This is a genomic window from Shewanella sp. SM95 (genome assembly GCF_025653595.1).
GTDB classification, from domain to species: Bacteria; Pseudomonadota; Gammaproteobacteria; order Enterobacterales; family Shewanellaceae; genus Shewanella; species Shewanella oncorhynchi.
In genome coordinates this window covers 1-26,314 of sequence record NZ_JAKKSE010000026.1, presented here as the reverse complement: position 1 = coordinate 26,314, position 26,314 = coordinate 1, and the positions used below count along the sequence as shown (strand labels likewise).

Annotated in this window: 28 protein-coding genes; 25 read left to right on the top strand and 3 right to left on the bottom strand. The window is 44.5% G+C overall.

Features of this window, described 5'->3' with window-relative positions; translation table 11 throughout:
• Positions 1 to 2: 2 nt before the first annotated feature.
• Positions 3 to 4,277, top strand: a complete 4,275-nt coding sequence (gene traN / locus L5M29_RS20440; RefSeq protein WP_263169739.1) for a conjugal transfer protein TraN — start codon at positions 3 to 5, stop codon at positions 4,275 to 4,277.
• A 41-nt stretch (positions 4,278 to 4,318) separates the two neighbouring features.
• On the opposite strand, the gene L5M29_RS20435 is transcribed toward traN, so the two are convergent.
• On the bottom strand, positions 4,319 to 5,185 hold the full coding sequence (locus L5M29_RS20435; protein WP_259560882.1) for a hypothetical protein: 867 nt from the start codon (positions 5,183 to 5,185) through the stop codon (positions 4,319 to 4,321).
• Between the two features lie 150 nt (positions 5,186 to 5,335).
• Here L5M29_RS20435 and L5M29_RS20430 point away from each other — a divergent pair, with 150 nt between their 5' ends.
• On the top strand, positions 5,336 to 7,135 hold the full coding sequence (locus L5M29_RS20430; protein ID WP_263148820.1) for an ATP-dependent helicase: 1,800 nt from the start codon (positions 5,336 to 5,338) through the stop codon (positions 7,133 to 7,135).
• Positions 7,136 to 7,651: 516 nt separating this feature from the next.
• Positions 7,652 to 8,023: a hypothetical protein gene (locus L5M29_RS20425; protein WP_037426830.1), complete on the top strand. Its 372-nt coding sequence runs from the start codon at positions 7,652 to 7,654 to the stop codon at positions 8,021 to 8,023.
• Positions 8,024 to 8,455: 432 nt separating this feature from the next.
• On the opposite strand, the gene tnpA is transcribed toward L5M29_RS20425, so the two are convergent.
• Positions 8,456 to 8,869, bottom strand: coding sequence for an IS200/IS605 family transposase (gene tnpA / locus L5M29_RS20420; protein WP_014610912.1), 414 nt, complete (start codon positions 8,867 to 8,869; stop codon positions 8,456 to 8,458).
• A gap of 24 nt (positions 8,870 to 8,893) precedes the next feature.
• On the opposite strand from tnpA, the gene L5M29_RS20415 reads away from it, so the two are divergent.
• The 18 genes from L5M29_RS20415 to L5M29_RS20330 all read left to right on the top strand — a co-directional run bounded on the left by L5M29_RS20415 (position 8,894) and on the right by L5M29_RS20330 (position 23,347).
• Entirely contained in the window at positions 8,894 to 10,108 is a 1,215-nt protein-coding gene (locus tag L5M29_RS20415) for an RNA-guided endonuclease InsQ/TnpB family protein (protein ID WP_014610911.1), read from the top strand.
• A 9-nt stretch (positions 10,109 to 10,117) separates the two neighbouring features.
• On the top strand, positions 10,118 to 10,333 hold the full coding sequence (locus L5M29_RS20410; RefSeq protein WP_263169732.1) for a hypothetical protein: 216 nt from the start codon (positions 10,118 to 10,120) through the stop codon (positions 10,331 to 10,333).
• Positions 10,334 to 10,677: 344 nt separating this feature from the next.
• Positions 10,678 to 11,073: a hypothetical protein gene (locus tag L5M29_RS20405; protein WP_011711540.1), complete on the top strand. Its 396-nt coding sequence runs from the start codon at positions 10,678 to 10,680 to the stop codon at positions 11,071 to 11,073.
• 178 nt (positions 11,074 to 11,251) lie between these two features.
• Complete coding sequence (locus L5M29_RS20400; protein ID WP_011711539.1) at positions 11,252 to 12,319, top strand: DUF3150 domain-containing protein; 1,068 nt, start codon at positions 11,252 to 11,254, stop codon at positions 12,317 to 12,319.
• 96 nt (positions 12,320 to 12,415) lie between these two features.
• Positions 12,416 to 13,390, top strand: coding sequence for an AAA family ATPase (locus L5M29_RS20395; protein ID WP_011711538.1), 975 nt, complete (start codon positions 12,416 to 12,418; stop codon positions 13,388 to 13,390).
• Positions 13,391 to 13,472: 82 nt separating this feature from the next.
• Positions 13,473 to 15,236, top strand: coding sequence for a hypothetical protein (locus L5M29_RS20390; protein WP_263169730.1), 1,764 nt, complete (start codon positions 13,473 to 13,475; stop codon positions 15,234 to 15,236).
• 189 nt (positions 15,237 to 15,425) lie between these two features.
• Entirely contained in the window at positions 15,426 to 16,445 is a 1,020-nt protein-coding gene (locus L5M29_RS20385; RefSeq protein ID WP_086904913.1) for a toprim domain-containing protein, read from the top strand.
• 145 nt (positions 16,446 to 16,590) lie between these two features.
• Positions 16,591 to 16,893 carry a hypothetical protein gene (locus L5M29_RS20380; protein ID WP_140907539.1) on the top strand — a complete coding sequence of 101 codons (303 nt, stop codon included), beginning with the start codon at positions 16,591 to 16,593 and terminating at the stop codon, positions 16,891 to 16,893.
• Positions 16,894 to 17,220: 327 nt separating this feature from the next.
• Positions 17,221 to 17,652: a hypothetical protein gene (locus tag L5M29_RS20375; RefSeq protein WP_088212894.1), complete on the top strand. Its 432-nt coding sequence runs from the start codon at positions 17,221 to 17,223 to the stop codon at positions 17,650 to 17,652.
• A gap of 263 nt (positions 17,653 to 17,915) precedes the next feature.
• Positions 17,916 to 18,119: a hypothetical protein gene (locus L5M29_RS20370; protein WP_263149195.1), complete on the top strand. Its 204-nt coding sequence runs from the start codon at positions 17,916 to 17,918 to the stop codon at positions 18,117 to 18,119.
• Positions 18,120 to 18,158: 39 nt separating this feature from the next.
• A complete protein-coding gene (locus L5M29_RS20365; protein ID WP_011711534.1) occupies positions 18,159 to 18,524 on the top strand; it encodes a hypothetical protein in 366 nt (121 codons plus the stop codon).
• A gap of 111 nt (positions 18,525 to 18,635) precedes the next feature.
• The gene (locus tag L5M29_RS20360) at positions 18,636 to 19,070 is read left to right on the top strand and encodes a hypothetical protein (protein WP_011711533.1); all 435 of its coding nucleotides are present in this window, start codon (positions 18,636 to 18,638) and stop codon (positions 19,068 to 19,070) included.
• A gap of 121 nt (positions 19,071 to 19,191) precedes the next feature.
• Positions 19,192 to 19,479 carry a hypothetical protein gene (locus L5M29_RS20355; RefSeq protein WP_140907540.1) on the top strand — a complete coding sequence of 96 codons (288 nt, stop codon included), beginning with the start codon at positions 19,192 to 19,194 and terminating at the stop codon, positions 19,477 to 19,479.
• A 128-nt stretch (positions 19,480 to 19,607) separates the two neighbouring features.
• On the top strand, positions 19,608 to 20,981 hold the full coding sequence (locus L5M29_RS20350) for a DNA cytosine methyltransferase (RefSeq protein WP_140907541.1): 1,374 nt from the start codon (positions 19,608 to 19,610) through the stop codon (positions 20,979 to 20,981).
• A 101-nt stretch (positions 20,982 to 21,082) separates the two neighbouring features.
• Positions 21,083 to 21,511: a hypothetical protein gene (locus L5M29_RS20345; protein WP_088212897.1), complete on the top strand. Its 429-nt coding sequence runs from the start codon at positions 21,083 to 21,085 to the stop codon at positions 21,509 to 21,511.
• 512 nt (positions 21,512 to 22,023) lie between these two features.
• Complete coding sequence (locus tag L5M29_RS20340; RefSeq protein ID WP_037429954.1) at positions 22,024 to 22,248, top strand: 2Fe-2S iron-sulfur cluster-binding protein; 225 nt, start codon at positions 22,024 to 22,026, stop codon at positions 22,246 to 22,248.
• A 69-nt stretch (positions 22,249 to 22,317) separates the two neighbouring features.
• Entirely contained in the window at positions 22,318 to 22,755 is a 438-nt protein-coding gene (locus L5M29_RS20335) for a hypothetical protein (RefSeq protein WP_037429953.1), read from the top strand.
• A gap of 91 nt (positions 22,756 to 22,846) precedes the next feature.
• The gene (locus L5M29_RS20330) at positions 22,847 to 23,347 is read left to right on the top strand and encodes a hypothetical protein (protein ID WP_226060185.1); all 501 of its coding nucleotides are present in this window, start codon (positions 22,847 to 22,849) and stop codon (positions 23,345 to 23,347) included.
• Positions 23,348 to 23,412: 65 nt separating this feature from the next.
• Here the strand turns inward: L5M29_RS20330 and L5M29_RS20325 are convergent, their stop codons facing one another.
• Positions 23,413 to 24,066 (bottom strand): hypothetical protein, encoded by a 654-nt coding sequence (locus tag L5M29_RS20325; protein WP_140907542.1) that lies wholly within the window; start codon positions 24,064 to 24,066, stop codon positions 23,413 to 23,415.
• Positions 24,067 to 24,352: 286 nt separating this feature from the next.
• On the opposite strand from L5M29_RS20325, the gene L5M29_RS20320 reads away from it, so the two are divergent.
• The 4 genes from L5M29_RS20320 to L5M29_RS20305 form a co-directional block, all read left to right on the top strand.
• Positions 24,353 to 24,967 (top strand): LPP20 family lipoprotein, encoded by a 615-nt coding sequence (locus L5M29_RS20320; RefSeq protein WP_140907543.1) that lies wholly within the window; start codon positions 24,353 to 24,355, stop codon positions 24,965 to 24,967.
• On the top strand, positions 24,964 to 25,428 hold the full coding sequence (locus L5M29_RS20315; RefSeq protein WP_037429945.1) for a metal-dependent hydrolase: 465 nt from the start codon (positions 24,964 to 24,966) through the stop codon (positions 25,426 to 25,428). Before L5M29_RS20320 ends, L5M29_RS20315 begins: the two co-directional genes overlap by 4 nt.
• Before the next feature lie 2 nt (positions 25,429 to 25,430).
• A complete protein-coding gene (locus L5M29_RS20310) occupies positions 25,431 to 25,946 on the top strand; it encodes a hypothetical protein (protein WP_140907544.1) in 516 nt (171 codons plus the stop codon).
• 151 nt (positions 25,947 to 26,097) lie between these two features.
• Positions 26,098 to 26,314 (top strand): helix-turn-helix domain-containing protein (locus L5M29_RS20305; protein ID WP_263169722.1); only part of this gene is annotated, 217 nt, incomplete at its 3' end.

Below are 26,314 nucleotides of genomic sequence, written 5' to 3'. Positions count from 1 at the left end.
CAATGGAAGATAAACTGGTTACGTGGTGGGAAAAGGCAATCTCTTACGGAATAGGAAGCATTTACTTATTCAATATTTTAACTATGAGTTTTCTGGCGCTATTTCTCACAAGTAGCCCTGCATTTGCAGATCTCCCATTGCCAGTATCTCTTCAGTATTCCTGCCCAACAGGGTGGAGCTATTCAAATGGCACTTGTGTTAAGTACACCTATGCAGCGCCAGTAGTGACATGCCCTACAGCTGGTTATTCCGTCACCACTGTTGATGGCTTACAAACATGCGCCAAAAATGAGTCCCGGACAACGATTAACAGTTGCCCCACTGGGACTAACTGGCTCGATATCCAGCAATCGTGGAATTATCAAGACCCACTGTATCCCAATTATTGCTCTGCAAGGCAAAGCGCATCCTCATTAGCGAATTGCCCCAGTGGGTACACGACATATAGCAATGGGATCTGTTTTAAGCTACAAACTCCATTGGGAAAAACGTGTCCAAATGAGGGCGGAGCCTCTGAAAAGGTTGAGCAAATCTGTCCCCAGACCTATGTAGACCTCGGACTCTGTAAAAAAGACGAGACAGTCACTGTGTCACTGCCTGACCAAAGCTGGCAAAAGCAGAATGAATCTACTTGTAAGCGCACTCTTTACGAAGGTACGGTCTCCACCTGTCCAACGGGTTACACCCCTGCCGGTGATGACAACTGTGTGAAAGTGCAAACAACCCCGTCTACGGTAAGTTGTCCGTCCGGCTATTACCAAGATGGCGGTCAGTGTTCACCTGGGACGGCCCCGAGCTGCCCAGCAGGAACGTCGTATAAGAATGGCTCATGCGTGAGCACGTCAGGTACAGTAACCAGCTGCCCAGCAGGAAAAGAGTTAGATCCCTACAGCAATACCTGTATTACGGCGAAGGGAAACTTATCAGATCCTGATTACTTTATGCAGATGGGCCGCGATTTTGGCAAATCCGCGGTAGGCGCCATTGAGCTGCCAGGAGGTACAACTAACAATATTAAGCTTAATTACCGGAATGTTGGTCAAACAGATATGACCACATCTAATATGACCAATGCTGATATGCTCGGGCTTGACTCCAATAACGGTTACAACGTATCTGCAACAGGTACTTATCAGGACGAAAAGGCGCAACAAAAATCGATTAAAGAGGCCGTTGAGCGAAACACGGCTTATGGAAAGTCAGAGCCCGTTGTTGGGGCAAATCAAGATGAAACGAATGATGCGCAAGATCATAGTGCCAATGCTTATCTAACCTTGCTTGATGCTCAAAACAAGAACCCGCCACACACTATTGGAAAGGATGCTTCATTCCTTAAATCTGGATCACAGGAACAGCAAAACATTCTTAATGGTAGTGGAGGACAATTTTTCGGAGATTGTTCGACTGATACTGTCACCAAAACTACTATCGATGACTCACTGGTTAAAAATACGATTCAAGAATGCTTCAAGCCAAACAGAAACAATCTTTCAAGCTGTAATAGAGAACGAATCTTAACGCCACCTAACGAGAATAAAATTTTTGGAAGTGGGTTTGGCTATTGCGGTAAGCGCTGTATTTCAATAATTTTGGGTGATGAAACTGATAATGCTCTGCCGGACAATGAAGACGGTACGTGTAAAGTTTATCGCAATGCAACATCGTTCAGATTGCTTGACGGAATAAATATTGTTTCCGCTACAATCGGTAAATCAAGGTACGACGATTATTTCAAATTGTCAGTCAACGACACAATTCTGAACCAGTCTTCTACGTTTCCTCTTGATGGACAGTCTTGCTCCGATGTCGGTAATACCACCAGTGCTACCCCTATTGATGTGACTGTGCCGTTTCAAACTGCATTGGCAAAAAATCGCACACTGACAGTCGAGCAGCTGCTATCAGTAAAAAACCTGGGGGAGGGCTATACAAGTATAACCATTAATTTTGACCAGGACTTGCTTGCTAACTGGGTTGAGGACATTGTTGAGTCGCCAGAAGGATGCGAGGCTTCGTTGTCAACGCCTGACAGTTTTTGTACGGCTTCTGATTGGAAATGCGATGCTCGGTTAGATTCAGAGTTAATCAACAACGGTGGTGTTCTGAATCTATCGGATATTGAAGGAGCTCCGGGTGTTCAGGCAGTTTCCGGGCCAAATGACGTAGTATTAATGGTTATGCGTAGGGATTTTGAACCAAGTTTGGCAAATGGGACTAATTCAAACTGCGGTAACATAGTTGGCACCACTGACTCCGAGGGCGATAATAAAAACGATGACGGTCTATGGGTGTGTAAAGAAGGCATCGGATTCCAAACCCACAGTATCTATAGTGGCCCAGGAATGTACGGGACAGAGTTTGTAAACGTCTTACCCAAGAGGAACAAATGGTCTGTCTTCGCTGTAAAAATTAACAATGGTCTGACATCTCGGTTTTACAATGAAAATGGTCAGATATTTAACGCTAAGCAGATGTACGGTGGAGACTTTGACTCATTAAAGCAGCGTCGAATTATCATTGGTCGAGGAAATACCTCACAGGATTGGACCAAACGTGCGAATGCGCCACTCTATCTGGCTCATTGGGAAGTGCTTCGTGATATTACCTCGGATCAACAAGTGCTCGATGCACTAGAAAAAACCAAGGATATGTTTGCACTGGTCAACTTAGACCCCTTATATGAGGGTGATGATGGTCTTACCCCTTGCATGTACGCACATATGGAAGATTATGTGTGTGATCCTCTCAAGGGAAATCGATTACCGCTTAATGGTGGTTCAGTTGGTTATTCTGACATTCGCACAATGGGTGACCAATGTACCCAGTACACTTCAGATGAAAAGTGCAGTATTGAATCCTCTACGTGTGCGGAAGGTTGGCTAGATTCAGCAACGAATACCTGTTTTGGTTGGGATGTCACGTATCGCTGCGAAAGCGGTTCGGTCATAACTAAAACCGAAACCGTGGAGAATAATACTTGTTTCACTGATGCATCTTGCGTTGATGGAAATTGCGAGACAAAAGCTAAAGAGACCAATACAGACTTTGTTCAAACCGCTGCGATGTACGCGGCGATTAACGAGTTAGATAATGGTTCGTCGTGTACCGACCCAACTAATCCAGATACATGCCAGGTTTTCGTGGGCAGTGTCGAACAATGTAGCTGGGATCAACTCAAGGTGAACGATTGCTGCTCTACCAAAGGCACGGATACCACGTCTAACTTGTTCAAACTTTCATTGATGACCTTTCAGGCAGGGCAAAATGCGGTATCCAGTGAGAACGCTTGGGTGAACGAATATCTGGGCGGAGAATATGCCAAAAAAGGATGGAGCATGGTTGAGAGTGGGTGGAGTGATGCCGTTGATTGGGTGTCTGATGCAACCAAACCAGCGACAGAGGCTGCAAAAGGTGCATGGGATTATCTAGGTAAATCCTTTTCGTCTGAAGCTACTGCTACAGCAGGTAATGCGACAACTACCGTATCAGGAGAAGCTGGATCCGTTGTTACTGACTTTTTTACGGATTTGGCTACCTCAATCGATACGGTAAAAACAGAAATCTATCAATGGGTTTACGATGTGATGCCAGAGGCAATGCAAGAAGCGATTCTAGCTGGCGCCGAAGCGCTTGGGGTTAAGATGGCTGGGGAGGAAGCAGGTGCTCAAGCGATGGAAGGGATTGTCAGCAACCTCGTCGCAGCACTTTCTTTCGTTATGATGCTTTACACCATCTATAACATGCTGAAATTGCTTTATACGATATTGACGGCCTGTGATGACGATGAGCTAAAAATGGGTACAGAGCTGAAAGAACGAAAGTGTTTCTTTGTCCGTAAGGTTCCTTGTAAAAAGACATTAGGGATATGTACCGACAAGGCCCATAACGAGTATTGTTGTTTCAAGAGTACCTTGGCCAGAATAATTATGGAGCAAGTAATTGTTCAGTTAGGTCAAAATCCGGTGTCATGGCATGACAACGAAACGTGTCGCGGATTGACTCTAGACGAGTTAGCAAATATCGACTTGGGTAAAGTGGATTTCAGCGAATGGGTAGGGTTGATGACTGAATCAGGTATGTTCCCTGAACCAGACATGGAAAAGACGGGTAAAGATGCTGTGGTTAACCGAGAAGCTCGAGATAGTGCCGATGACAGGATTAAAAATCAGTTAGGGGTTGACACTGGTGTTAAAGTTCGAGAAGCGTTCCAGAACGCATCACCTGCGACTAACTTAGATTGTTCAGGTTTCCCAAGACCGCCGAGCTGTCCTGTATAAAAACAAAGGCCGTTACAGCGTTTATTGTAACGGCCTTTTTGTTAGGCTTTAGGTTTGATGAATAAATGGGTCTGTTTTTTATTCAGGTCGATTACCTGCTGATATTTTGCTCTCAAATTATCAGCATCGGGGCAGTCTCTATTCGCAACAGCATCCACCGGAGGCACATATAGGTAAGTTGGATAAGTGGTCGAGATAGCATTTAACTTATCTAGCAGCACGAGCTCTCCGCAAGTGCTCACTGACGTTGTAACTACTAAATAGTCTCCAACATCAAATGATTGATCAAATAAGGAAGAAGCCTGTTCAGCATTTAATGATGTCGCTGGGGTGGCGACGCCATAAGTTAACCATGCCCAACCTGCTTCTTTCTTGTTTGGCGCTAACTGGGCTTTAGAATCCTTAACAAACATTGGGTGAGTCATTTTGCTCCCAATTTTTACACTTCCGATCTTATATTCAGTTCCAACATCTTTGCCTAAATAGTCGGCTAATTGCTGAGAATGTCCTACCAAATCTGAGGCAGGAATCACTTGAATAAGGTTAAACTTTGCTAAAGGCTTTTTGTTCGTAGTTCCGAGAAAGAACAAGCCTGCATTCATTAAACCGCCACTTAATCCACTGCCACCGAATGCGCCAATACCAGCAGTGCCTGCAGCCATATTCATCGCCATGACAGAGCCTGAAGCACCATTAACCTTATGCCAATCTTCCGCAGATAGTTCAGTGTCTTGAGTGTTTTTATCGCCTCCAGCTGCTTTTAGCACTTTTAGAGCAAACGAATCGTCTGATTGAATATCGAGTTGAGAGACTGTTTTAGGTGCTGATTTGTCAGTTGGTGTTGACGCGCAACCAGAGAACAATGCGGTGCAAGCAAGAACAGCGGCAAGTGAGTAGGTCTTTTTCATGGTGAACTCCTGATAGAATTACCAACAATGTTAACACAGGCTTAATACTTGGCAAATTTCTTGAAATATAATATGAGTGGTTAAAGGTTGATTGTTTTGCCTGTGAAAATTATCATTCGGACAACACATAAATTTAATGGTGAAGTTTAAATGGGCTCAACAAAAGATCAGGGGTTAGTCATCGAGCGTGACGACAATACCCTTGTTTGTGCATTACCTGGAAGCGGCAAAACCTATGTTTTGGTAGAGCTGACTAAGCGTTTACTGTCCAGAGATGGCGCCTATTCTGTCCATTTACTCACCTTCACGGATGCGGCTCGTGTTGAGCTCACTGAGCGAATGCTTCACGCCCTTACCCCACGAGCTATGGAACGGGTAACTATCAGTACCTTTCATTCAACTGCGTTAGCGATGACTCGCGGCAAACTTAATCGCCGGTTATTAATGGCCAATGAGTTAATGCTGTTCGTTAAGTCGGTGCTCAATGAAGCTGACCATTTAGACCTCATTGATAAGTTCAGATTTAAGGTGCCGGACGTTGTTAGGCTGTTTGATGAAATGGGCCGAAGCCAAGACCTGTCAAAAGAGTATAGTGACACAGAAGTTGCTTTGTACGAGCTTTACAAAGATATGCTTATTAAGCAGGGCAAGACGGATTTTAACGTCGTATGCCAACTGTCCGTGAGCTGGCTGGCGCAAAGGGAAATCCCCCCTGTGTCGGCTACGCATATTCTGGTAGACGAATTTCAAGATACCGATGCACTGCAATACATGTGGCTACGTGAACACGCGCTGCTTGGTAAAAAGCTGGTGGTCGTTGGTGATGACGATCAAGCTATCTACTCGTTCAGGGGTGGTCAAGGATACGACAATATGGTGGCCTTTCAGTCAGAGTTTAACGCAGATGCTTACGTGCTGAGAGACTGCTTTAGATGCTCAAAGGAAATCCTGAATCGAGCGGGGATGCTGATTAAGTTCAATAACCCCGATAGGATTGATAAGCCGATGAATGCGGTTAGGGAAGAGCAAGGGACTGTCAAAATCATTAAGTCTGGCACGATGGATAACCAGCTTAACAGGATTTTAGATGCGGTGAGCAAAGAGCCTCATACGTGGGCAGTAATTGCGAGGAACAATGCCATCCTTGACCGCGTTGAAACGGTTATTCAGGGTCATGGCATTGAGTACAATCGACGCGGCGGTAAGTCGTTTTTTGATGGCGTTGCACCCTACAGCTTGATTCAAATTGCCTCTGTGATTTCAGGCAAACATGATGACCATACCCTACATCGGGCTTTGGCGGCTTTGTCAGTGCCAGAGGCGGAAACGGCAAGAATTATAGGTTTATGCCGGACGGCGAAAACGACCTTTGGCGGCCTTAAACATGCGGAGATTGGTCATCATGCTGACCTGCAAAAGTTCCACTCATTAGCTGAAGGCTGGCATGACATACCAGCAGGGCGTGAGGATGCGAAGCGAACCTACATGCAATCTATCGTTAAATTGTTAGTCATACACCTCGATAAGCGCGACCAAAAACATGCTCAAGTCGTCGGTGATGTCATTGCTGGACGTCACTGGGAGAGCCTGGGCGAAAGTATTGCGCAACTGAAGTCTTCGTTAGACAGCAAAAAGCGCAAAGACCAATCAGAAGAGGCCGCACCTAAGCTGTCATTGATCACTATGCACTCTTCAAAAGGTTTGCAGTTCGACAACGTGTGGATAGTGGGGAGCGACACAGGAACCATCCCGAGCAAAGAGGCGTTAGCAGGGGGTAAGATAGCGGAAGAACGTCGATTAATGTATGTGGCCATGACTCGCGCTATCTCGTCGCTCACTATGAGTTACACCAGTGAGCCCAGTGAGTTTCTGTACGAGGTTAACAATGAAAGGGTTGTAGAGCTGGAGTCTGGATATGAAGACGATGACGACGATTTTGACGCCGCATAAGGTGGAAAAGTCTAATTGTTGTAACACCGATAAACACAGATTGACAAGCTTACGAAATTAAAATAATGTGTAAGCAGGCGGATGACCTTCGCCTTTCTAAGTGTTCTACTTTTCAGTAGGCATTCTTTTCAGGGCCATGATGTACACACCTGTTCATGGCTTTCGTATCGGTGGCTTTAGCTATTTCTGATTTACCTCCAGTTTCACTAGGAAATAACGATTTCCTAGTGCAATTGCGCAACCGAACCTCCCACCTAAACGTCTGGCTCGCTGAATATCAGCTTTCCATTTCTTTACGAAAAATCTATCACTGAAAAATTCAGTTAGATAGATTCGGCGTTTAGTTCAAAAGGTGTTGCTACGCAGCAACCAAAAGTCTCCGTTAGCCTCGGACTCAGACTCAATTCAGATTAGCGACCTGAAACCAGATGTTTAGATTTTCTAAATATCTTCCCTTGTGGGTGAATATTCCCCCACAGGGATTGTTCACCCAATTTTTAATTATTGGAGTGAACTATGAATAGTATTTTTTCGGCCGAGAGTGTTCTGCATCAGATCACCCTTAATCAAAAAATCACACTTTGTGACGCTGAAGGCGAGATTCAAACTGCTTCAGCTCAGATTGCCTTGCTTAACGATTCTCCGTTTCGTGATGTCAATTCAAAAATTCAAAAAAACGCCAAATTCCATGCTGATTTAGCTGGTGAGTTGTGTGGGACCCTTTATTTATCTGCGGCTGAATCTTTGAAATCAGAGATGGTTGCGACATTTAAAGAACTAATGAATCGACTCCCTTTAGAGCTTCAAGACAGTTTTACGTATGCCTTGCTTGACTCTGGCGCACGTACACGCTTGGCCAAACGGAATCTATTCAACTTGTTACATTGATTAACAAACCTACCTTTTTGGGGTGATGAATTGCCCTAAAAGGCGTTCTCACCCCTTTTCTTTTTTATTTTATTAAAACTGGAGTGAGACTATGGACGCTATCGTATTTGCGGCAATCTTTATGGGTTTTATGACTATCTATCTGTTTTTAGTTAGACCTGTATTAGAGAGATTGGGCCTAGTTTGGTAATGCCAAATTAACCACTGTAAATCGACATCACTTAAGCGTCCTCTAGGACTGTTTATGGGGTGTCACTAATGCTCTTTCGCAATAGACAGCACTAGCGACACTCTATAAACAGGAATTTTACTTATGTCTACACTATCTGCGATTTTCTACCCAATAGCGCCAAGTGCTCCATCTAAATCTAATGAGCCAAAGCGAGTTAATTTAGGTGGTGGTGAAAGGCGCACCACCACGAAGTGGTGGCTTTAATCAAATCCTTCCTGCTGAGCTAAATATTGCTTCACGATTTCAAGTGGCGCACCTCCGCAACTAACCAGACAATAACTTCTGCTGTAAAAAACTGGCTTCCAGTAAAACTCACCCAAGTGTTCGGAAAACTCCTTTCGCACAAGTCTTGATGTAGCAGTTTTTAAACTGTTCACCATTTTACTTGGTTGCATCTTGGGATTAGCAGAAATTAAAAGGTGAAGGTGATCTGGCTCACCATTGCACTCCAAAAGCTCACAATCCCAAGATTTTAACAACCTTTTGTACTGAGATTCTAAGTACGCGGCAACCTCTGGCGTGATACAGCGATGACGATATTTAGTTACAAGAACTAAATGATAGTGAATATTATAAACGCTGTGATACAGCGTGTTTATGGCTTGTTTTTTCATAATAACTAAATATAATTAGTTGTTATGAAAAAAGCAATCCGTAAAGTTACATATAAAATGAAACCATCAGTTTCTCAAGAAGAATCGCTGATGGATTTGTTTGTCCACCATCACCAGTTGTACAACTGGGCTTTACGTGATCGCATCGAAACATATCGTGATTCTAATTACAGTCTTAACTTTCACGAACAGTGCAAAATCAACACTCTGTGGCGTAATAATCGTAAAGCGCATGGCATTTTCAATGCTAATGCTCAGAGTGAGCAAGTCACATTAAAACGTGTTGCACTGGCTTTTGACGGTTTTTTTAGACGGCTCAAAAAAGGTGATAAGAAAGCTGGATTCCCACGTTTTAAACCATTTCAACGCTTTAAAGGTTGGGGCTACAAGGCTCATGGTGATGGTTGGAAGCTCAACCTGAAAGAAAAAAAGCATGGTGCTGTTTATTTGGCTGATGTTGGTATCGTTAAGATCCGAGGTAAAGCTAGAAACACAGGAGGCAAGCCGAAAACTGCCGAAATCATCCGAAAGAATGGTGAGTGGTTCATTTCAGTTTCAATGGAGTATGACACCATTGAGAGAAACTGTGGCACTAAAGCTGTTGGCTTGGATTGGGGTGTTTCTCATTACTTTTCGACTATCGATCAGGATGGTAATTTTGAGCAAGTCGAAAACCCCCGTTACCTCAGAAACAGCAAAGAGCGATTAACCTCTTTACAACGTGACCTCGCGTTAGCGAAAAAAGGCACTCGCACCCAGCGAAAATTAAAGCATCAAATTGCCAAACTCCACCAGAAAATCGCCCGTCAAAGACTCGATTTTACTCATAAAGAAACTGCAAAATTAGTTGAAGTGGCGGCATTGATCGCCACCGAAAAACTCACCGTTAAGAACATGACTCGCAGTGCCAAAGGTACTGTCGAGAAAAACGGAAAAATGGTGAAACAAAAGGCTGGTCTGAATCGGGAAATTCTGAACACCGCGCCAGCCATGACTCTTAATTTGCTGCGATACAAAGCGGAAGAAGCTAGTAGCGAATTTGTTGAAGTACCAACAAAGCAAGTTAAGCCAAGTCAAACCTGTCCAGACTGCGGAGCTAAGAAGAAGAAATCCTTAGCAGACCGCTGGCACTCATGCGAATGTGGTTGTGAGAAGCCCCGTGATGTAGCCAGTGCGCAAGTTAACTTAAACTGGGCGTTAGGTATTCAGGCTGGGAACCAGCCTAAAAAGGTAGCTTAGGCTTTCTTTTTGAAACTCCTTCAAAACGCGCAGCGTTTAGTGGGAGTTGTTCATTCTGATCTGAATGTGCTCGTTACCGCGTCTGAAAAATGTGTTGTTATTACATCAAGCAAGGTTGGTTTTGATGTGAGCAGCAGTGATCATGGCGAACTGGCTGAGCGTTTATCAGTTTGGGCAAAATCTCAAAACATTCTGTCACCAGAGGAAACTCTAGGTGTTATCTAACCGGCTAGTAAGACCGTCTTACGGACGTGTCAGCCAATCAGTGCCGGTGCTGATTGGCACAACTAACCAAAGTGGGTTTTTTCAAGCCTATTTTGCTTAGTACCACTCCATGCTTCCTCACAACAACTCCCAATTAAGCGCTGAACATCAGTATTCCAATCGCCTACGCGAAACTGGAATTTAATTGCCGAGTTGTTGTTTGGTTGTGGTGCGTCTACTAGAGCATCTAGTTTGACCATCACAATCTCCCGAAAGGGCGCTTTGATGCTGCGTTAAGCATTTTTTCCCTTGTGGGTTCTGCCCACTAAAGGGCCGTACCCGCAACTTATTTATTTGGAGTGGGTATGGCTAAAAAATATCAAACCCGCGAGAAATCGTTGGGTGAATTAGGCATTCATGAATCTGTTGATTGGAGCGCTGAACAATGTCGCGCTTTTTGGGACGGAATCATTTCTGCAAATCTGGAGTTACTGAGAGATTCGGTGACTGAAGCGGAAGACATTCTTGACTGGGTGTTTTCAGAGCAGTTTCTAGTTGCTTGTCGTTATGCTGGTTTAGATTGTGATTTACTGAGGGATGGTGTCTTAGACGTCGTTGACCCAGTTGAAATCGTCAATGCCAGAATAAAGCTCAACAACGAAACTTGGTCTAAAAAACGCACTAAGCAGCAATCGCAATTGCGAAATGGCGAAGGCGTTTGGCAGACTATTTCTTGGGGCGAATCATTGGCACTATTTTGAGTCAGTATCGCTCCAGCATATCCAATTGCATCAGTAGAATCCGAGCCATAAAACGCTAACGGAGTTTGACTGCTGCAGCTGGTGAACAAATCAATTTATTAACCCTTGGGGTGAGTTTTGTCCCCCCGGGGCAGACTCACCCTTTTTTTATGCCTAACGGGCATATTTGGAGTGAGTCATGAAATTTAATACCGCAGGTAACATCGCTGCACGTCAGGCCAAAATTGCTTCATTGCAAGGCCAAAAAGGTCTCCATCTGTCTTTAGATTTCTCGTCCTTTTCGGGCAAGAAGTCAGAGAAATCATCAAAGGTATTTGATGATCAAGGTGGGGACGTGTCAGAAGTCACAGAGAAGCCTCGTAAGTTCTTGGTTGATAAATCAGCCCTCAAATTCGTCAGTAAATATTACATGAGAGCTAAGCGACTCATGGATACTGCTGGCATTCCTGTTTGGGGTGGGTGGTTAGTCCCTGAGAGTGAGTTCGATACCTTAAAAATTCGCTTTGAAGCAATTCAGCGTGCTTTTAATGAGGAAGCAGAAGCCTTCGTGAAAGATTACGAAGAGCTGCTGGATAACCAGTGTGCGGCACATCCTGAAGCGGCAAGATTCATTCGCCGTGATGCGCCTACTGTCAGTGACGTGGAATCACGCTTCTATATGAGCATGAGCCCACCAATGTCTATCGTTATCGGTTCTATGTCCGATGATGAATCGGCTGCTGCTGATACTCACTTGGATAAAAAGCTGCTTCAAGAATTTGCGGATTTGTCAGAGGATGTGTTGAATAAGATTGGTCGCGGCGACGTGATTGGTCAAAAGGCAATTTCATTCCTTGCTGATATGGAAGCAAAGGCGGCGAACTTCAGTTTTCTTTCTGATACTTGGGTCGGACTTGCGGCATGTCTCAATGAGATGCGCAACTCGTTCCCTAAGAATGGGCAACTGGATAGCAAATCGTTAGGTTTGTTACGGCTGTTACTAACGTCATTAAGCAACAAAACCGCGCTTGAAACTCTGTTAACGTCATACGACGAACTAGGCTTGGAAGCGATGGTTGAGCCTGAAATTGTTAACGAGCCTATGGCTGAGATTGATGAAGATGTCGCTCAGTTGCTACATGCGTTACGCGGATCCACAGAAGACAGTGGTGAAACGGAAGTTACAACGGCAAAAGTGACTGAAGAAGTGGAGCACTCGGAATTAAGTGCCGAGTTAGATGCCGCTTTTGCTGCGTTTTTTAATTAATTTTTAAACCCTTGGGGGTGAGTTTTGTCCCCATGGGGCAGACTCACCCTTTTATTTTAATGCCTTACGGGCATTTCTAAAATTTTGGAGTGAGTTATGTCTATTAAAGCTAAACAAGTATCCGGTGCAACAGTATTCCCATTATGCCCAACTTTAAGCGGTAAAATGGTCGCTGTTTTTGAAGGTATGGCTAACGTGCCAAAAGTGAACCCCAAGTACAGACCAAACGAGCGTAATTTGCTCATTGCGCTGACTTGGATGTTCGGAAAGAGTCGTAACATGTCACTGGCTTGTTATGGCGAAACAGGTACGGGTAAAACGGAGTTTGTCGCGTTTCTTGCGGCTTCTCTTGGCTTATCTCTGCACCGAGTATCCGTGAGTGAAACCATGCGCCCCGAAACGCTGAAGGGCAACATTGGTATCAAAAATGGTGAAACCGTTTTTGAAGAGAGCGTGGTGGTCAAAGCGTATCGCGAAGGCGGTATTCTGTTGCTGGACGAGCTGGATAAAGGCTCATTCGACCTGCTAGCTAGTCTTCACCCAATCCTCGAGGGCAAACCTCTTGCGATTGAGAAAACTGGCGAGGTGGTAAATCCTCACCCGCTCTTTAGAGTAATTGCAACGTGTCAGACCCCAGGTATAGCCGACATGTCTGGCCGTTACGGTTCTATTTCATCCGATATGGACGAGGCGGTTAAACGTCGCTTCCTTTGGATTGGCTTTGAATATCCAGCAATTTCTGTGGATACAGATATTCTCGGTGATATGACTAAGCTGTCTTATCGTATTCGTCTTGCGATGGCGAAATTTGCCAAAACGGTACGTGATGCGATGAACACCGATGCTGTCAACGGCAATTCTCAGCACTGCATTCAATCAGCACTATCAACTCGTGTTTTAGTTGATTGGGCGGTAATGTGGGAGTTGTTGCCTGACTTCACGATGCAGGAGGTGTTTGAGATTGTGTTTACAGCCGCTTCAACTCCTGAAGAGCGTCTAGCGCTTAATGAGTTGGGCAAGCTGCATTTAGCTGAAATGTTTACGCAATCGCTAACAGCTGCGAATGCTTAATTTAACCCTTGGGGGTGAGTACGCCCCCAAGGGCTTTCTCACCCCATTTTTTTGTACCTTACGGGTGCAATTGGAGTGAGAAATGAAAAGAAATACTGAACAAGCGTCATTCTCGATGCTGTCGAATGCGTTAACTCGCAAAGGCGTTAACGTCACGATTGCTGGTGGCAGTTCTTACACCAACGGTAAAAGAATTGTCATTGGGGTTGGCCCGTGGGATCAGATGGTTTGCTCGTTACTTCACGAGTCGGCCCATCTCAATCACACCAACTTCAGTGCAATCGGAAACGTCATGCAGCAGACCAGTACAGCGTTGAAAAACGCAATCAACGTGCTTGAGGACATAAGAATCGACTTGCGCAATATCAGGGAATTTCCTGGCGCAATACAGTCTTATCAATCAAGCCGAAGAATATTGGTAGACATCATTACCAAGCGTGAGTTTACAAACTGTCTCGACGACATTTTGTATTACGTACTTCTAGTCGGAAACCTTGAAAACGGGATTACTGCGATCAAACCAGCATTAGCTGGATTTGATTGGGTAACACTGGAGCTTGATAAGTTGTGTTTGAAATACGCACAGCTTGCACAAACGGCGAAAGACACCTTAGAAGTGCGTGAGTTGGCAGAAAACCTTCTGTTAGAGCTTGCGGCAATGCAACAGGCTAATCAGCAAGAAGCTGAAGGTGAAGCTGAAGGTGAAGCTGAAGGTGAAGCTGAAGGTGAAGCTGAAGGTGAAGCTGAAGGTGAAGGTGAAGCTGAAGCTGAAGCTGAAGCTGAAGCTGAAGCTGAAGCTGAAGCTGAAGCTGAAGGTGATGCTGAAGGTGAAGCTGAAGGTGAAGCTGAAGGTGATGCTGAAGGTGATGCTGAAGGTGATGCTGAAGGTGATGCTGAAGGTGATGCTGAAGGTGATGCTGAAGGTGATGCTGAAGGTAAAAGCAACGGCAATACTAGCGGGAAGGCTCTTAGCAATAGCAAAGGGTTCAATGAAATCGATTTGGAGCAATCCTTCGAGGACTTGGACGTTGGCAAACTGTTAGAGGCTCACCGATATCAGCAAGATATGAGTAACTATTCTCGTGTTCCTGAACCAATCAAAGTCGTTCCTTACACAGTGCAAGAGTTGCTGCGTGGTAATCCAAGCAATGTTTTCCCTGCGGCAAATCTGCAGGTGAATGGCGCTGTCGCCAATGCTGTTAAGGTCATGTTCCGACAACGAAACATGAAATTATCCGGCGTGACACAGTTTGGGGAGTTAGACGAGGATCGGTTGGTCGATGCTTTTCTGGGGAATCCTGGCGCTAAAAATATCCGTCGTGATATTGCGGCAAACCTTTCAGTTGGTGTGTTGCTTGATGCTTCAGGTTCTATGGGGTATCCGTGGGACGACACATACCGCTCTTATGTAGCAACAAAGGCGGCAATGGCAATGACACAGGCTCTTGAAAAACAGAGTGGTGTTTTGACGTCATTATCGTTGTTTGGTGATTTTTATCTGGAGCTAAAAGGTTTTGCTCTGAAGAAGACACCTTCGGTTTTGCCATATGTAGAGCTCGGCGGCACAAGTACTGGAAGTGCGATGATGGAAATGGGCAGCAAGCTCATTTTACAGTCATCGCAAAAAAAGGTGATGTTTGTGATTACCGATGGTCAACCGGACGTTCCGCAGGAAGTGGTTGGTTCTCTCGATTGGTTAGCTCAGCATGGCGTTGTGGTTTTGCCTGTCATCATTGGTCAGGTGGACGTAAGGTTTACTGGTTTTAAAGACCTTAAAGTAGCCTGTATCGACCACGTCAACGAGTTACCGAAACAGTTAATGCAGTTGCTTAAGCAACACATTTAACACTTTAAATCCCTAGAGGGGCGTACTTCCCCTCTAGGGAGAAGTGCGCCATTTAGCGCATGAATACGCAGTTTGATTGCTTCCCTGCAATCGCTCTCTCTGTGTGTTCGTCCTAGATTTCCCTCGGGGGATCTTTGATGCGTTCTCTAGTTAGTGGGTATCAAAGATCCCCTGAGTAAAGGAGCATTTATGGACGCAATACAAAAAATCCAAGCTATTCGGTCTAGCGTTAATCCGTTAGATATTTACGGCAAAATTCCGGCGCTCAGCGAAGCGCTACGCAAGAAACCATCTCAAGTACCTGATCCTCGGACGGGGAGTGGGACAACCGTGTTTCGAATTGCATCCAATGGTTCAACTTACCTCAACGGGGTTGGTTACATGGATGTGATAGATACGGTGGCATACGTACTTGATCTACCGAAGATGAAGGCCTGCGATGAAATCAGTCGTTTGGCTAATCTGAAATTAGATTCTGAGTACGTGGCATCGGGTTCTAGCAAACCTGCCGAGTACACATTACCTCCGGAAGATGTTGCAAAACGTACCGAGTCATTACGCAAGGTGTGGTCAAAATCCGTTCACGCAATGGAAGCTGATTATGTGAAGGCTTATCTGTCTAAACGCGGTTTAGATGTATCTGACTTACCCAATACACTGCGCGGAATTAAATCGTGTCTGAACGTCAGCAATGTCGATGGGAAATTGGTGAAAAGCTGGACTCCAGCGATGTTAGGCGTTTATTTCGATAAAGAAGGCAAGCCCCTGACATTGCACCGGATCTACCTGACACCCGAAGGTAATAAGGCCAATGTGGAAGACGTAAAAAAAATTATGTCGCCACCAGGTGATATAAGAGGTGGAGCTATCCGCCTTGATTATCATCCTGGGGAACACTTGGCTGTTGCTGAAGGCATTGAGACTGCTCTGGCAGTGCGAGAGATGTCCGGTTTACCGACGTGGGCGTGTTACAGCGATAGATTGTTAGAAGCTGTTCACATTCCATCGAGTGTAAAACGAGTCAGCATTTTTGCTGATAAAGACGTTTCTGGCGCAGGTCAGGCGGCAGCGGAAAATCTCAGGAAGCGGTTAGAATCGCATGGTGTTGAGGCTCGGGTATTTTTCCCCAAGCAAGCAATACCAGCGGGTTCGAAAGGCATTGATTGGCTTGATGAATACAATCAACTATCAAAACCGACAGCGGCTTGAGTCGTAAATGAATACCTTACAAAAGGTGTTCATTTTAAAGTGGATTAATAACAGTCTACTTTGAGATGAACACCTAAATACCACACACAGCGAGGGCGAAAGCCCTCAATGGGAAGCCCTCACTCTATAAACTAATGGAGTGAATATGAGTCAAAACGGCTTTCCAAACTGCCCAACGAACTACGTTGATGAAGTGAGCTTTTTCCTTGAGTTTCAGCCGAAACCGAGCAAGAAATCTACAGGAGAAGAAATCCACATCAACGGAAAAAACTACCTGCACCCCAGCGTGAAAAAGGAGGAATCCTGTAGCGTATGGCGGTTCATTGAGACAGACGGTGAGCGAATGATCACAAGCTCTCACACCGATTGCGGTGAAGTGCTTGGATACGTTCTTAGCCGGAAGTCACCCCCCGCAGGTATCACTATCAGGGTTCCCTTTGATAGTTAATTCCAAAGCCCTGCCAACGCGGGGCCGTTACCGAGTGGCCAACTTTGATGACTACTCGGTAACGGCCTCACTGCTAACCGAGCAACCCTTCCAACCTTGTTTAAGACCGTCGTAAATCGACTACTTTAAATACAGTTGGATTTTGCATGACTAATGTACTTGATGATTCTTGTACTGCGGTCATGTATTGGCGAAAGCCCGTCGAACCTACGTTAAGGTCTAACAATGCTTTAAGTACCGCTTAAAGCCAAAACCCTTGAGGTGTGCATAGCCTCAAGGCCTGCGCACCATTTTACTTTTTTACTAATTAATTTTTAGGAGTGAGTTATGGGCGCAGGTCATTTTTGTCTAGCAAACGCAAGTACCGTACATATCGAATTACCATTTGATGAAGCTTGGGAACCTTGGGAGTTGCACGACGAGACTCAGTGGTTTATTGAGAACGTAAAAAAGACAGTTCAGTCTCTTTTACCGAAATCATTCACTGAGCCAACATTTAATGTTCGCACTAGAGATGGAGAAATTATCGCTGAAAACGGCTTTTATAAAGTGCTGTTAACCAGCTGGTGTAGCTACATCGCTATCAGCGTACAAATCAAAGAAGCGAATTGGTCAGAACCTTGGGAATTTAATCCTTTGGCTCTTTTCCATCATGCTTCTGCAAGTACAAAACTTTTCGATGAGTTAAGTGAGCAATATGAAGTCCGAATCGCGACAAGCGCTTGGACTTCTGGTGCTTACATTCGAGAAGCCGCATAAATATAAATCAACATAGATTAACCATCCCTAGGGAATTTTGCCCTAGGGCGGATTCCCTTTAATTAACTTTATAGGTATCCGCTATGAAAAAATTCATTTGTGATGGTGAGAACTCAGCAAGGGTGATTGATGCCACTTCACTGAAAATGGCTCAAGAATCTTTTGAGTTAGCTAATTATGTTTAGTTGTTCCACAGGAGAATATTCATGTTACAACAGAACGTGCTACGATGCTCAAGTAAACTTTTTATACGAGTATCTAACATGCCATCAATCACAATTCGATTTGATGATCGTGACACTCTTCTTGCAGAATTGGAGGCCAAAGCTTCTCAGCTCGGTATTACAACTGAGCAATTGGTTCTACGTTTCGTTTCAGCAGGAATGCAGAGTGACTGTTCGCCATCGATCGCAGGAGAGTCCATTGAGGATTTCTTAGCGAGAAATGGGGTATTCAGCAAACCATAATTCAATCAAATTATTTCCTACAACTAGGTCGAGGTTCCTATGAGTAACCCTACGGCCCTAGTTGGGGTCATTCTATTTGCCTGGTTCCCTTCGGATGAACATCCTAATCGGCCAGGCCCCAAATTCCGTCCTGTTTTAGTTGTTGATGCAGACCCGTCTGGTACACAGTTGCGCTTGGCTTACGGCACAAGTCAACGAGTGGACGAAAACCACCGGGGAGAGCTCACTTTTAGAAGTCACGAGATGGAAAAATTAGACAAAGATACAAAATTTTGCCTCGGAAGAACTCGCTGGGTTCCTGTGACACCGGAATACTTTGTCAAAGATGGCAAACAAGTGATCATCGGTACCATACCTAAAAATCGCGTTAGAGACCTCTATTTGCGAGTACAGGAAGTGCTGTAACCTTATCGAATTTGATTTTTAAACCCTTGGGGGTGAGTTTTGTCCCCATGGGGCAGACTCACCCTTTTATTTTAATGCCTTACGGGCATTTCTAAAATTTTGGAGTGAGTCATGCAATTACAGAAAATCAGTTTCAAAGAAGCAAAACAACTTGTGGCTTTGACGGCACCACATTTGGACGTATTGATAAACCAAAAGCGTCAAACAATCGTGCTGTTTTACAAGGGGATGGAAGACATCCTTTATGTAAAAGGGTCTCAAGTCATCGTTGTAGATGATATAGAAAACCTGACAGGTTTTGGATTAGTTAATTCAATCCAGAACCTGAACAACATCATAATGAGAGCAGACTTTGATGATTACATATCCCTTATGAATTGGGCATCTTCGGAGCATCTTCAAGATGCAGAGAAGGTGGTCAATCAAGACAGGATATTGGAGTTTCATCAGAATGCCTCCCGCACTGCATTATTAGCCGCTTCGATTTATGAAAATCTTAAATTGATTCAAGCCGAAATGCGTAAATTCGAAACAACAATGGTTTGACACCTTTCAAGCGAGCCCAGCGCCGCTTAGTGAAAGAGCCTTTGTAGTCGATATTTAACCCCCAAGGGTACACAAGTGCCTTTGGGCTGCGTGTACCTTTAATCAGTAGTGAGGACACGCTATGAGTAAATTAGAAGGTGGCAGTAAAAGCGAGATTATAGATCGTCGAGAGCAGCGTTTTTTTGCGATTCTCGATGCTTCTTTTTTAATAACTGGGCTTTTTGGATATGTACTGCTTTTTAATGCAACCAAAGAGGATTTAATCGTTTTAATTGGGGTCGTTAATTCGTATGTGCTATTGAATCAGCTTGTTAAGGCAAGTTTCAACTTCAATTACATCCTCAAAGTGGCAGTTATATCTATCGTCTTTAGCGCGATATACCGCTTTTTAGCTTCACTAGCAATTTAACCTAGACAGTTAATGCTGCCATTGCAGCTTAACATCAAAATTTAACCCTTGGGGTGAGTAATGTCCCCTAGGGCCATAGCTCACCCTTTTTTGTTTTATGCCTTACGGGCATTTATGGAGTGAGTCACATGGCAACAATCATTAATACTAAAATTGGAGATTCCAAAGGCCGCGCTCGCGTGTGGGTCGAGGGTTCCAAGCTATCACGAGAAGGGTGGGATGCAGGTCGAAATTACACTATTCACGCAAACGGAAATGAAATCCGCTTAGCGGCAGATGAACAGGGTAAGTACACCGTAAGCCGTCGCAGTAAAAACGGTAATATCACACCCATTATCGATTTAACCTGTAAAGCGATTACAGAGGTTTTTGAAGGCATTAGCAAACTCAGAGTGTTGATTAAAGCAGGGGTAATCATTATCTCAGCGCATCATCAATCTGAGCGGGTTAAGAGTCGGGAATCACGATTAATGTCACGCCTGCAAAATGGTGAGTCATTGAAAGTGGCCTCGTTATTCCATGGCGGTGGCGTGTTAGATAAGGCTGTCCATCATGGATTAGAGTCGGCGGGGATCTCCAGCAAAATAGCTGTCGCTGTTGAGCTAGAGTCCCAGTACCTCGATTCGAGCCTGACCAACAATCCAGAGTTGTGGGATAGCAGTTCTATTGTGATTGAGTCTCCGGTTCAAGATGTGAACTTGCAGCAATGCAATATGGAGGTCGATGTGCTAGTAGGAGGTATCCCTTGCGTCGGCGCATCAAAAAGCGGTCGAAGTAAACTGAAGCTCCAGTTCGCAGAATCTCACGATTCGGCAGGCGCTTTGTTCTTCTCGTTTCTTCAGTTCGCGCAAGTGTTAAATCCGGCGATTATCTTGATAGAAAATGTGGTCGAATACGCCAATACTTCATCAATGACAGTCATCAGGTCTGTGCTGGGTTCGTTGGGGTACAACCTCCACGAAACCACATTAGATGGTGGCCGCTGGGTTTTAGAACGTCGTAAACGCTTAGCCGTTGTCGCTCTGTCGTCGGGAATTGATATGTCAGAGTTTGACATCTATTCACTTATGCCTTCTCGCTTTCCAGAGCCCAGTCTAGGGCATATTTTGGATGCGGTGCCGGACGATAGCGACAGGTACAAGCCGTTTGATTATCTGGCGGCGAAGGAAGAGCGCGATAAAGCGGCAGGTAAGGGGTTTGCTCGTCAGTTATTGACAGCAGATTCCGATGGCTGTGGTGTGATAGGCAAGGACTACGCGAAATGCCGTAGCACTGAGCCATTCATCATCAATCCAGTTGACTCCGCGTTATCAAGATTGTTCACACCGGTTGAGCATTGCCGCGTGAAGGGGATCCCCGTTGAAGTCATTCAGGGATTGTCTGACACACTGGCGCATCAAATCCTTGGGCAATCGGTGATATACCCAGCTTTTAAAGACTTGATGCAATCAGTAGGAACAACGCTTTTAACCAATACCGTTAATACTGCAGTTGCAGCTTAACATCAAAATTTAACCCTTGGGGGTGAGTTTGCCCCTCCGGGCCATAACTCCCCCTTTTTTTGTTTATGCCTTACGGGCATTTTTTAAATTTGGAGTGAGATATGGAAAATTTAGTAGTAGGTGCCTGGGAAACAAGCACTAAAAAAATCGTGGCCTATGCCACTTTACAGGGGATTGAAATTGACCGTCGCCCTAAGCTCTATGTTTATCACATTGGTTTATATGTGATAAAACAATCAGGCGACGTGAGACTTGCAGCTGTTGAGACCGTGAAACTCGAAGGGAACCTACTTCCGTTTGAGATTCAGGATGAACTAGAACTCATGAATTTGTGCTTCTGGGGCTTCCGTATTGCGAAAGCAAAACCAACGTCATTGAAGTCAATTAGCCGTGATGACATCGGGCTTATTGAGTTCTGCTATGCAATGTCTTCGAAACCTCAAGCCATTCCATTGCCACTCACTGAAGAAGTTAGCTGGAACGGGATTGTGAGCTTCGGTCAAAACGCAGGGAGATTAGCACATGTTTAATAACTCTCATGCAAACAAGAAAACGTCATTGTTAAACATTAACGAACTGAATGAGTCGTTAAAAAGTATCGATGGCGACCTGTATTGGTTCAGAAAAACAGGTCAGAAATATATCTCAAGTAAGGAGATTGCTCAGAAACGATGGTTACGCCGACTCATTAAGAAGCGTATCCAAAAGGGCAGAGCAAAACCGGAGTTAAGTATGTATGGGTCTACGATGGTCAGAGATTTCTGGCCGTTCGGCGGCTCATTAAACTTTGAGTCCTCACTTAAGAGTGGATGGGAGCGGAAGTATTGCGACGAGTACCAAGGATTATGGGTTAACCCTCAATCTCTCATGTTATGCACTTACACCGAAGGGGACGTGGTTTACGTCAACGCCCCTGACGAGCTTACGTACCAATCGGAATACAACCGGCACATCTGTTTCATCAACGATCTTTAGTCACGATTAATAACTATCGGGTAAGACCTTACCCGACGGGTGTGGCTTACTTTAAAAGGAGCAAGTCATGCTTATATCAATTGAGTCAGATAATAACTCCACTCTTCTTTTGCAGCTTGAAGTTAAAGGTATTTCTGTTTTTACTGAATGCCGAAGCGGTTACTGCGGGGCTTGCAGCACCAAATTAGTTAATGGAGTTGTAAGCTATAAAGAAGAGCCAGTTAGCGTCAAAGCCGGTCATGTGCTTGTGTGTTGTGCAATAGCACATACTGACGTGACCTTAGAAGTTTAATTTCTATTACCCCTTGGGTGAGCAATCACCCTTGTGGGTTGCTCACTCTTAATCCATTCGGAGTGAGTTATGCAAGTAGATAAAGTTATTCGATTAACAGAGGAAGACGAAGGTGGTATGGGGATTGTTCGAATGTGCAATTATAACATCGTCAGTAGTCCTTCTCGCCGTCAAGTGCTTACTAAGCGATTTATGCGTAAAAAGCCAGTTACGATCCAAAACCTCGACAATGGGTTCTGGATCCTGCGCTATGCAATGGGTAATTCGGGAAATCTTTCACTAACGAAGAATCAGATAGCGATAGATTACGACGGGATTCAGCAGTTGGGATTAAAGCTGCATACTAATCCTGTCAATTTAAAGGTGACTGATTCGACGCAGTTAGAGATTTTCAAACATTTTTGGGATCATCAAGACTTAAACATTCGTATTTCTATGCGAATGGGCGCAATAGGTCTTGTTCTTGGCACCATAGGTTTTGCAATCTCGATAATCTCGATTTTTTAACTTAACAATGTAAAACGGTTACGCCGTTACAAAGACCCTAGGGTGAAACGACCCTAGGGCGTTCACCCATTTAAATTTTGGAGTGAGCACCATGAATTACGAATCAGAAATTAATACTGTTTTCGCTTCTATGACATCTGAATCGAATCGATTAAACCTGCCGATTGTCTATAAAGATGATTTAAAGGTCGATCTCGAAACGCTTACAAGGTTTGCTGACAAAGGTATCAAGCAGTTCTTGTGGCAGCTGCGCGAAGGCGGTTCGGTGTTAATCCCTGTGGGACTTGGCGTAAACCCTGTATATGTGAGCTTTTGGCACAATGCAGGTTACCCCACAAGCCCTTATTTAATCTCAATTGATGACGGGAAATCATCGATAGAACCGATCTCAATTGAAAAAATGCTTAATATTGTTCACCGGAAACCGCACGGTCAGTTGGAGGATATTATTAAGCGTGGATGCGATTTAAATATCTGGGGACTATGGAACACTCCCAGTTTTGAATCGTTTTCAGTGGCAGGTTGGCTCGATTATTTTCAGTATGCAGGCAATAAACTGATGGTGGATTTAATCAAGCAAGATCTGCACTAAAGTGTAAAACGACGTTGGAATGCTAAGGCATCCCTTCGTCGTTTTTTTTTGGATTTTTTGGCTAGTTAATTTGAATAAACGGTCTTTAACGCGGCTCTTGCCATCGAAAACCAACCCGCAAAGGCGCTGGTGGCGGGTGACATTTTAAATGCACGATTGACCTTGAATAAGCGATTAAACGCGAGGCCTGCGCCGACTTCTGCCAACGACAAACTGCAGCGGTGGAATCGGTGGAGCACATCTTCTACTTCATCCACTGAAATAACCCCCGTTAACAGCAGATTGCTATTATCACTGTACACGGCGGCAAACCCTTCCAGTTCCGCATTGTGCGCAACGTGATATTGCTCAGGCTTGCTCATGGCATCAATGTTAGCTGTAGTGAACTCTTCCCCTTTGGAAATGGCTTTGACGCGGAATTCCCCAGCTTTATCCGATTTATACAACCGGTTGTAGCCTCGGGCAGTGAGTATTGGGTATGGCTCTGCAATGCCTGGTATTGAGACTAAGGCCAAGTCTGAATGATGAGGGTGCAGGTTAATCTCTTCGTCAAATAGGAGCTTAATCAGTTGCTTTAAATGCTCTTTATTGACCTGTTCTGGCGCGAGACCAATTAATCTTAAATGTACCTCCAAGAACACCAAACGACTCGGCGCACTGTTGCAGCCTAACTCCACTGCCAATTCGGAAAATAGTGGGTGAATCGAAATGCGCGACATGCTTACCTCAAGATGTAAATTTGTTATGTGAACTTTATCTCACAGAAAATTTTTTTCGCAAATTTAGGAGCTCAGACCAAGTTTTAAAAAAAATATCGACCCAATTTTTTGTTATCCTGTATTATTCTCGTTATTGGGTAGATACTTTTGAGAAGCACGTCACCAAGTTTGTTAAAATAATATTATAACCAACTGATTTAGCAAGATAATGCAGCAAATTTGCCACGTTTTAGAACTGTGATGAAATGATTCTGGTCGTAAACTTTAACAAACAAGGAATTACTAGATGAAAACTCAACACAAATTAACAACCGTAGCATTATCTGTTTTAGCTCTGTCTGCTTGCAGCTCAAACCCTGTTTCTGATTATGTCGAAGCACAACAAGAGCTAGTAGAACAAAAAAATGAACAAATGAACGACGCTATTGAAGAGGCGCCTGAGTGGTTCTTAAACCCTCCTGCTTCGAATGGTGATGGCGTTTACGCGACGGCAATGGGCCGTGCTGATAACTTGATGGCCGCTCGCAATATTGCGAACTTAAATGCGGAATACGCGATTGCTAAGACAGTATCGCAGGAAGTTTCTGGTCGTGAGCGTCAAAACACTGAAGTGCGCAATGGTCGCACTAATCAGTTGAATGATGAAACAATTGTTAAGCTAGTAAATCGTGCAAAAGTCGTTGGCTATAACCACGTTAACACCCAAGTTCGCGTCGATAACGGGCTGTACGTAGTGTATATGCTGTTACACCTGCCTTACGACAAGCTGGAGCGTATGATTGAACTAAACGAGCGCAGCTTTGACGAGCGCTCGCAAAAGGCCTATTCAGAAGTTGAAGCGTTAGTGAAACCTTCTCCGACTGTGGGAAATGTGACAGCTGCGGAAGTTGTGACCCGATGAGATATGCTGCTCATGTGGGCCTAGGAGTGGGTTGTTGGGGCGTTTACGCTGCTATCGTCAACTCCTATGCCCCTGAGACAGTAATCGGTGTTGTAGATGCGTGTTTGATGTTACCCGTGGTGGCGATAGCGTCGTTATTACCTGACATAGATCATCCTGAGTCGAAATTGGGAAGAAGGATTAAACCAATATCAACGATTCTTTCGCTCTTCTCACATCGTGGTATCACTCACTCATTGTGGGCTGTTGGGCTAATGGTCTGGCTTTTAGCCAGCCATCAAGCTGACTCTATCGCATCGCAAGCCCTAGTCATTGGCTATTTAAGTCATTTACTTGGGGACGCGGTGACTCCGGCCGGAATTAGACCATTTTGGCCATTGGGTAGAGCGCAACGAATTGGGCTAAATCATGCAGTAGTAGCAAGTGTTGGTATTATTTTATTTTTAAGATGGATGTATTGAAGATGGGAAGTTCTGGTGCGCAAAACGTAGTGATGATGTTTAGAGCTCGCGAAGAGAAAACTCTCAGAGATTCAAGATTTTCTGAGATTGTTGATTCTGCGACGCCAAAAGATGTCAAAGCTATGATCACTGTTGTGTTGGAGCAACTACTGAATCGCTCAGTCTTTGTAATTCAGCACGACTCGCATCTTGAGTTTGTCGCCGGTGACACTCGATTAGAAGTCGGGGTTAACGGTAATTACTTCAACGAAAAATTTTGGAACGATGAATACCCTGCGGCTGAGCTACGTTTAGCGTTAATGTTTAGCTCGGATTCGGTGAAATGTACGCCGGAATGGAATGCAATGGTGAATTTCAAAGCTAAGCACATTCGTGATTCTATTCGTGTATCACTCGCCACTGGTGTCGTAACGTGCGCAAGTTGTGCTGATTTCTGGGGTGGGGCAAGTCTGCTAAAATTGAAATTTTTAATCACTAACTTAGTAAATAGCCTGCATCACATCACGTCTTCAGTCTAAATTATTTAATCTCTTACTTTCATCTAAATCCCGCGAGAAACCCCGTCCTTTAGGGCGAGGAGGGATAGCGGTTGCTCCGAAGGAGCAAAAACTACCCGATTGGTTAATGTTAATATTTACTTTCACAAAAACAACTGTATTCTTGTGAACTATGAAAGAGATCGCTATTAAACAACGCTTTTACCCAACGACTGAACAGGCTCAATTGCTTGCGCAGACTTTCGGCTGTGTGCGTTTCGTTTACAACGCGATCCTTAAATGGCGTACCGACGCTTTCTACAACGAAAGCAAAAAGGTTAACTACAACACGGCAAGCTCTAAGCTGACCGAACTCAAGAAGCAAACTGAGTTTGAATGGCTTAACAGCG

Coding starts and splice junctions, on each gene's coding strand:
- L5M29_RS20350 (WP_140907541.1), top strand. CDS start 19,608: ATGGCAACAATCATTAATACTAAAATTGGAGATTCCAAAGGCCGCGCT.
- L5M29_RS20390 (WP_263169730.1), top strand. CDS start 13,473: ATGAAAAGAAATACTGAACAAGCGTCATTCTCGATGCTGTCGAATGCG.
- L5M29_RS20435 (WP_259560882.1), bottom strand. CDS start 5,185: ATGAAAAAGACCTACTCACTTGCCGCTGTTCTTGCTTGCACCGCATTG.
- L5M29_RS20365 (WP_011711534.1), top strand. CDS start 18,159: ATGAGTAACCCTACGGCCCTAGTTGGGGTCATTCTATTTGCCTGGTTC.
- L5M29_RS20335 (WP_037429953.1), top strand. CDS start 22,318: ATGCAAGTAGATAAAGTTATTCGATTAACAGAGGAAGACGAAGGTGGT.
- L5M29_RS20325 (WP_140907542.1), bottom strand. CDS start 24,066: ATGTCGCGCATTTCGATTCACCCACTATTTTCCGAATTGGCAGTGGAG.
- L5M29_RS20355 (WP_140907540.1), top strand. CDS start 19,192: ATGAGTAAATTAGAAGGTGGCAGTAAAAGCGAGATTATAGATCGTCGA.
- L5M29_RS20330 (WP_226060185.1), top strand. CDS start 22,847: ATGAATTACGAATCAGAAATTAATACTGTTTTCGCTTCTATGACATCT.
- L5M29_RS20345 (WP_088212897.1), top strand. CDS start 21,083: ATGGAAAATTTAGTAGTAGGTGCCTGGGAAACAAGCACTAAAAAAATC.
- tnpA (WP_014610912.1), bottom strand. CDS start 8,869: ATGAAAAAACAAGCCATAAACACGCTGTATCACAGCGTTTATAATATT.
- L5M29_RS20385 (WP_086904913.1), top strand. CDS start 15,426: ATGGACGCAATACAAAAAATCCAAGCTATTCGGTCTAGCGTTAATCCG.
- L5M29_RS20395 (WP_011711538.1), top strand. CDS start 12,416: ATGTCTATTAAAGCTAAACAAGTATCCGGTGCAACAGTATTCCCATTA.
- L5M29_RS20310 (WP_140907544.1), top strand. CDS start 25,431: ATGGGAAGTTCTGGTGCGCAAAACGTAGTGATGATGTTTAGAGCTCGC.
- L5M29_RS20400 (WP_011711539.1), top strand. CDS start 11,252: ATGAAATTTAATACCGCAGGTAACATCGCTGCACGTCAGGCCAAAATT.
- L5M29_RS20320 (WP_140907543.1), top strand. CDS start 24,353: ATGAAAACTCAACACAAATTAACAACCGTAGCATTATCTGTTTTAGCT.
- L5M29_RS20380 (WP_140907539.1), top strand. CDS start 16,591: ATGAGTCAAAACGGCTTTCCAAACTGCCCAACGAACTACGTTGATGAA.
- L5M29_RS20315 (WP_037429945.1), top strand. CDS start 24,964: ATGAGATATGCTGCTCATGTGGGCCTAGGAGTGGGTTGTTGGGGCGTT.
- L5M29_RS20370 (WP_263149195.1), top strand. CDS start 17,916: ATGCCATCAATCACAATTCGATTTGATGATCGTGACACTCTTCTTGCA.
- L5M29_RS20375 (WP_088212894.1), top strand. CDS start 17,221: ATGGGCGCAGGTCATTTTTGTCTAGCAAACGCAAGTACCGTACATATC.
- traN (WP_263169739.1), top strand. CDS start 3: ATGGAAGATAAACTGGTTACGTGGTGGGAAAAGGCAATCTCTTACGGA.
- L5M29_RS20430 (WP_263148820.1), top strand. CDS start 5,336: ATGGGCTCAACAAAAGATCAGGGGTTAGTCATCGAGCGTGACGACAAT.
- L5M29_RS20360 (WP_011711533.1), top strand. CDS start 18,636: ATGCAATTACAGAAAATCAGTTTCAAAGAAGCAAAACAACTTGTGGCT.
- L5M29_RS20405 (WP_011711540.1), top strand. CDS start 10,678: ATGGCTAAAAAATATCAAACCCGCGAGAAATCGTTGGGTGAATTAGGC.
- L5M29_RS20415 (WP_014610911.1), top strand. CDS start 8,894: ATGAAAAAAGCAATCCGTAAAGTTACATATAAAATGAAACCATCAGTT.
- L5M29_RS20425 (WP_037426830.1), top strand. CDS start 7,652: ATGAATAGTATTTTTTCGGCCGAGAGTGTTCTGCATCAGATCACCCTT.
- L5M29_RS20340 (WP_037429954.1), top strand. CDS start 22,024: ATGCTTATATCAATTGAGTCAGATAATAACTCCACTCTTCTTTTGCAG.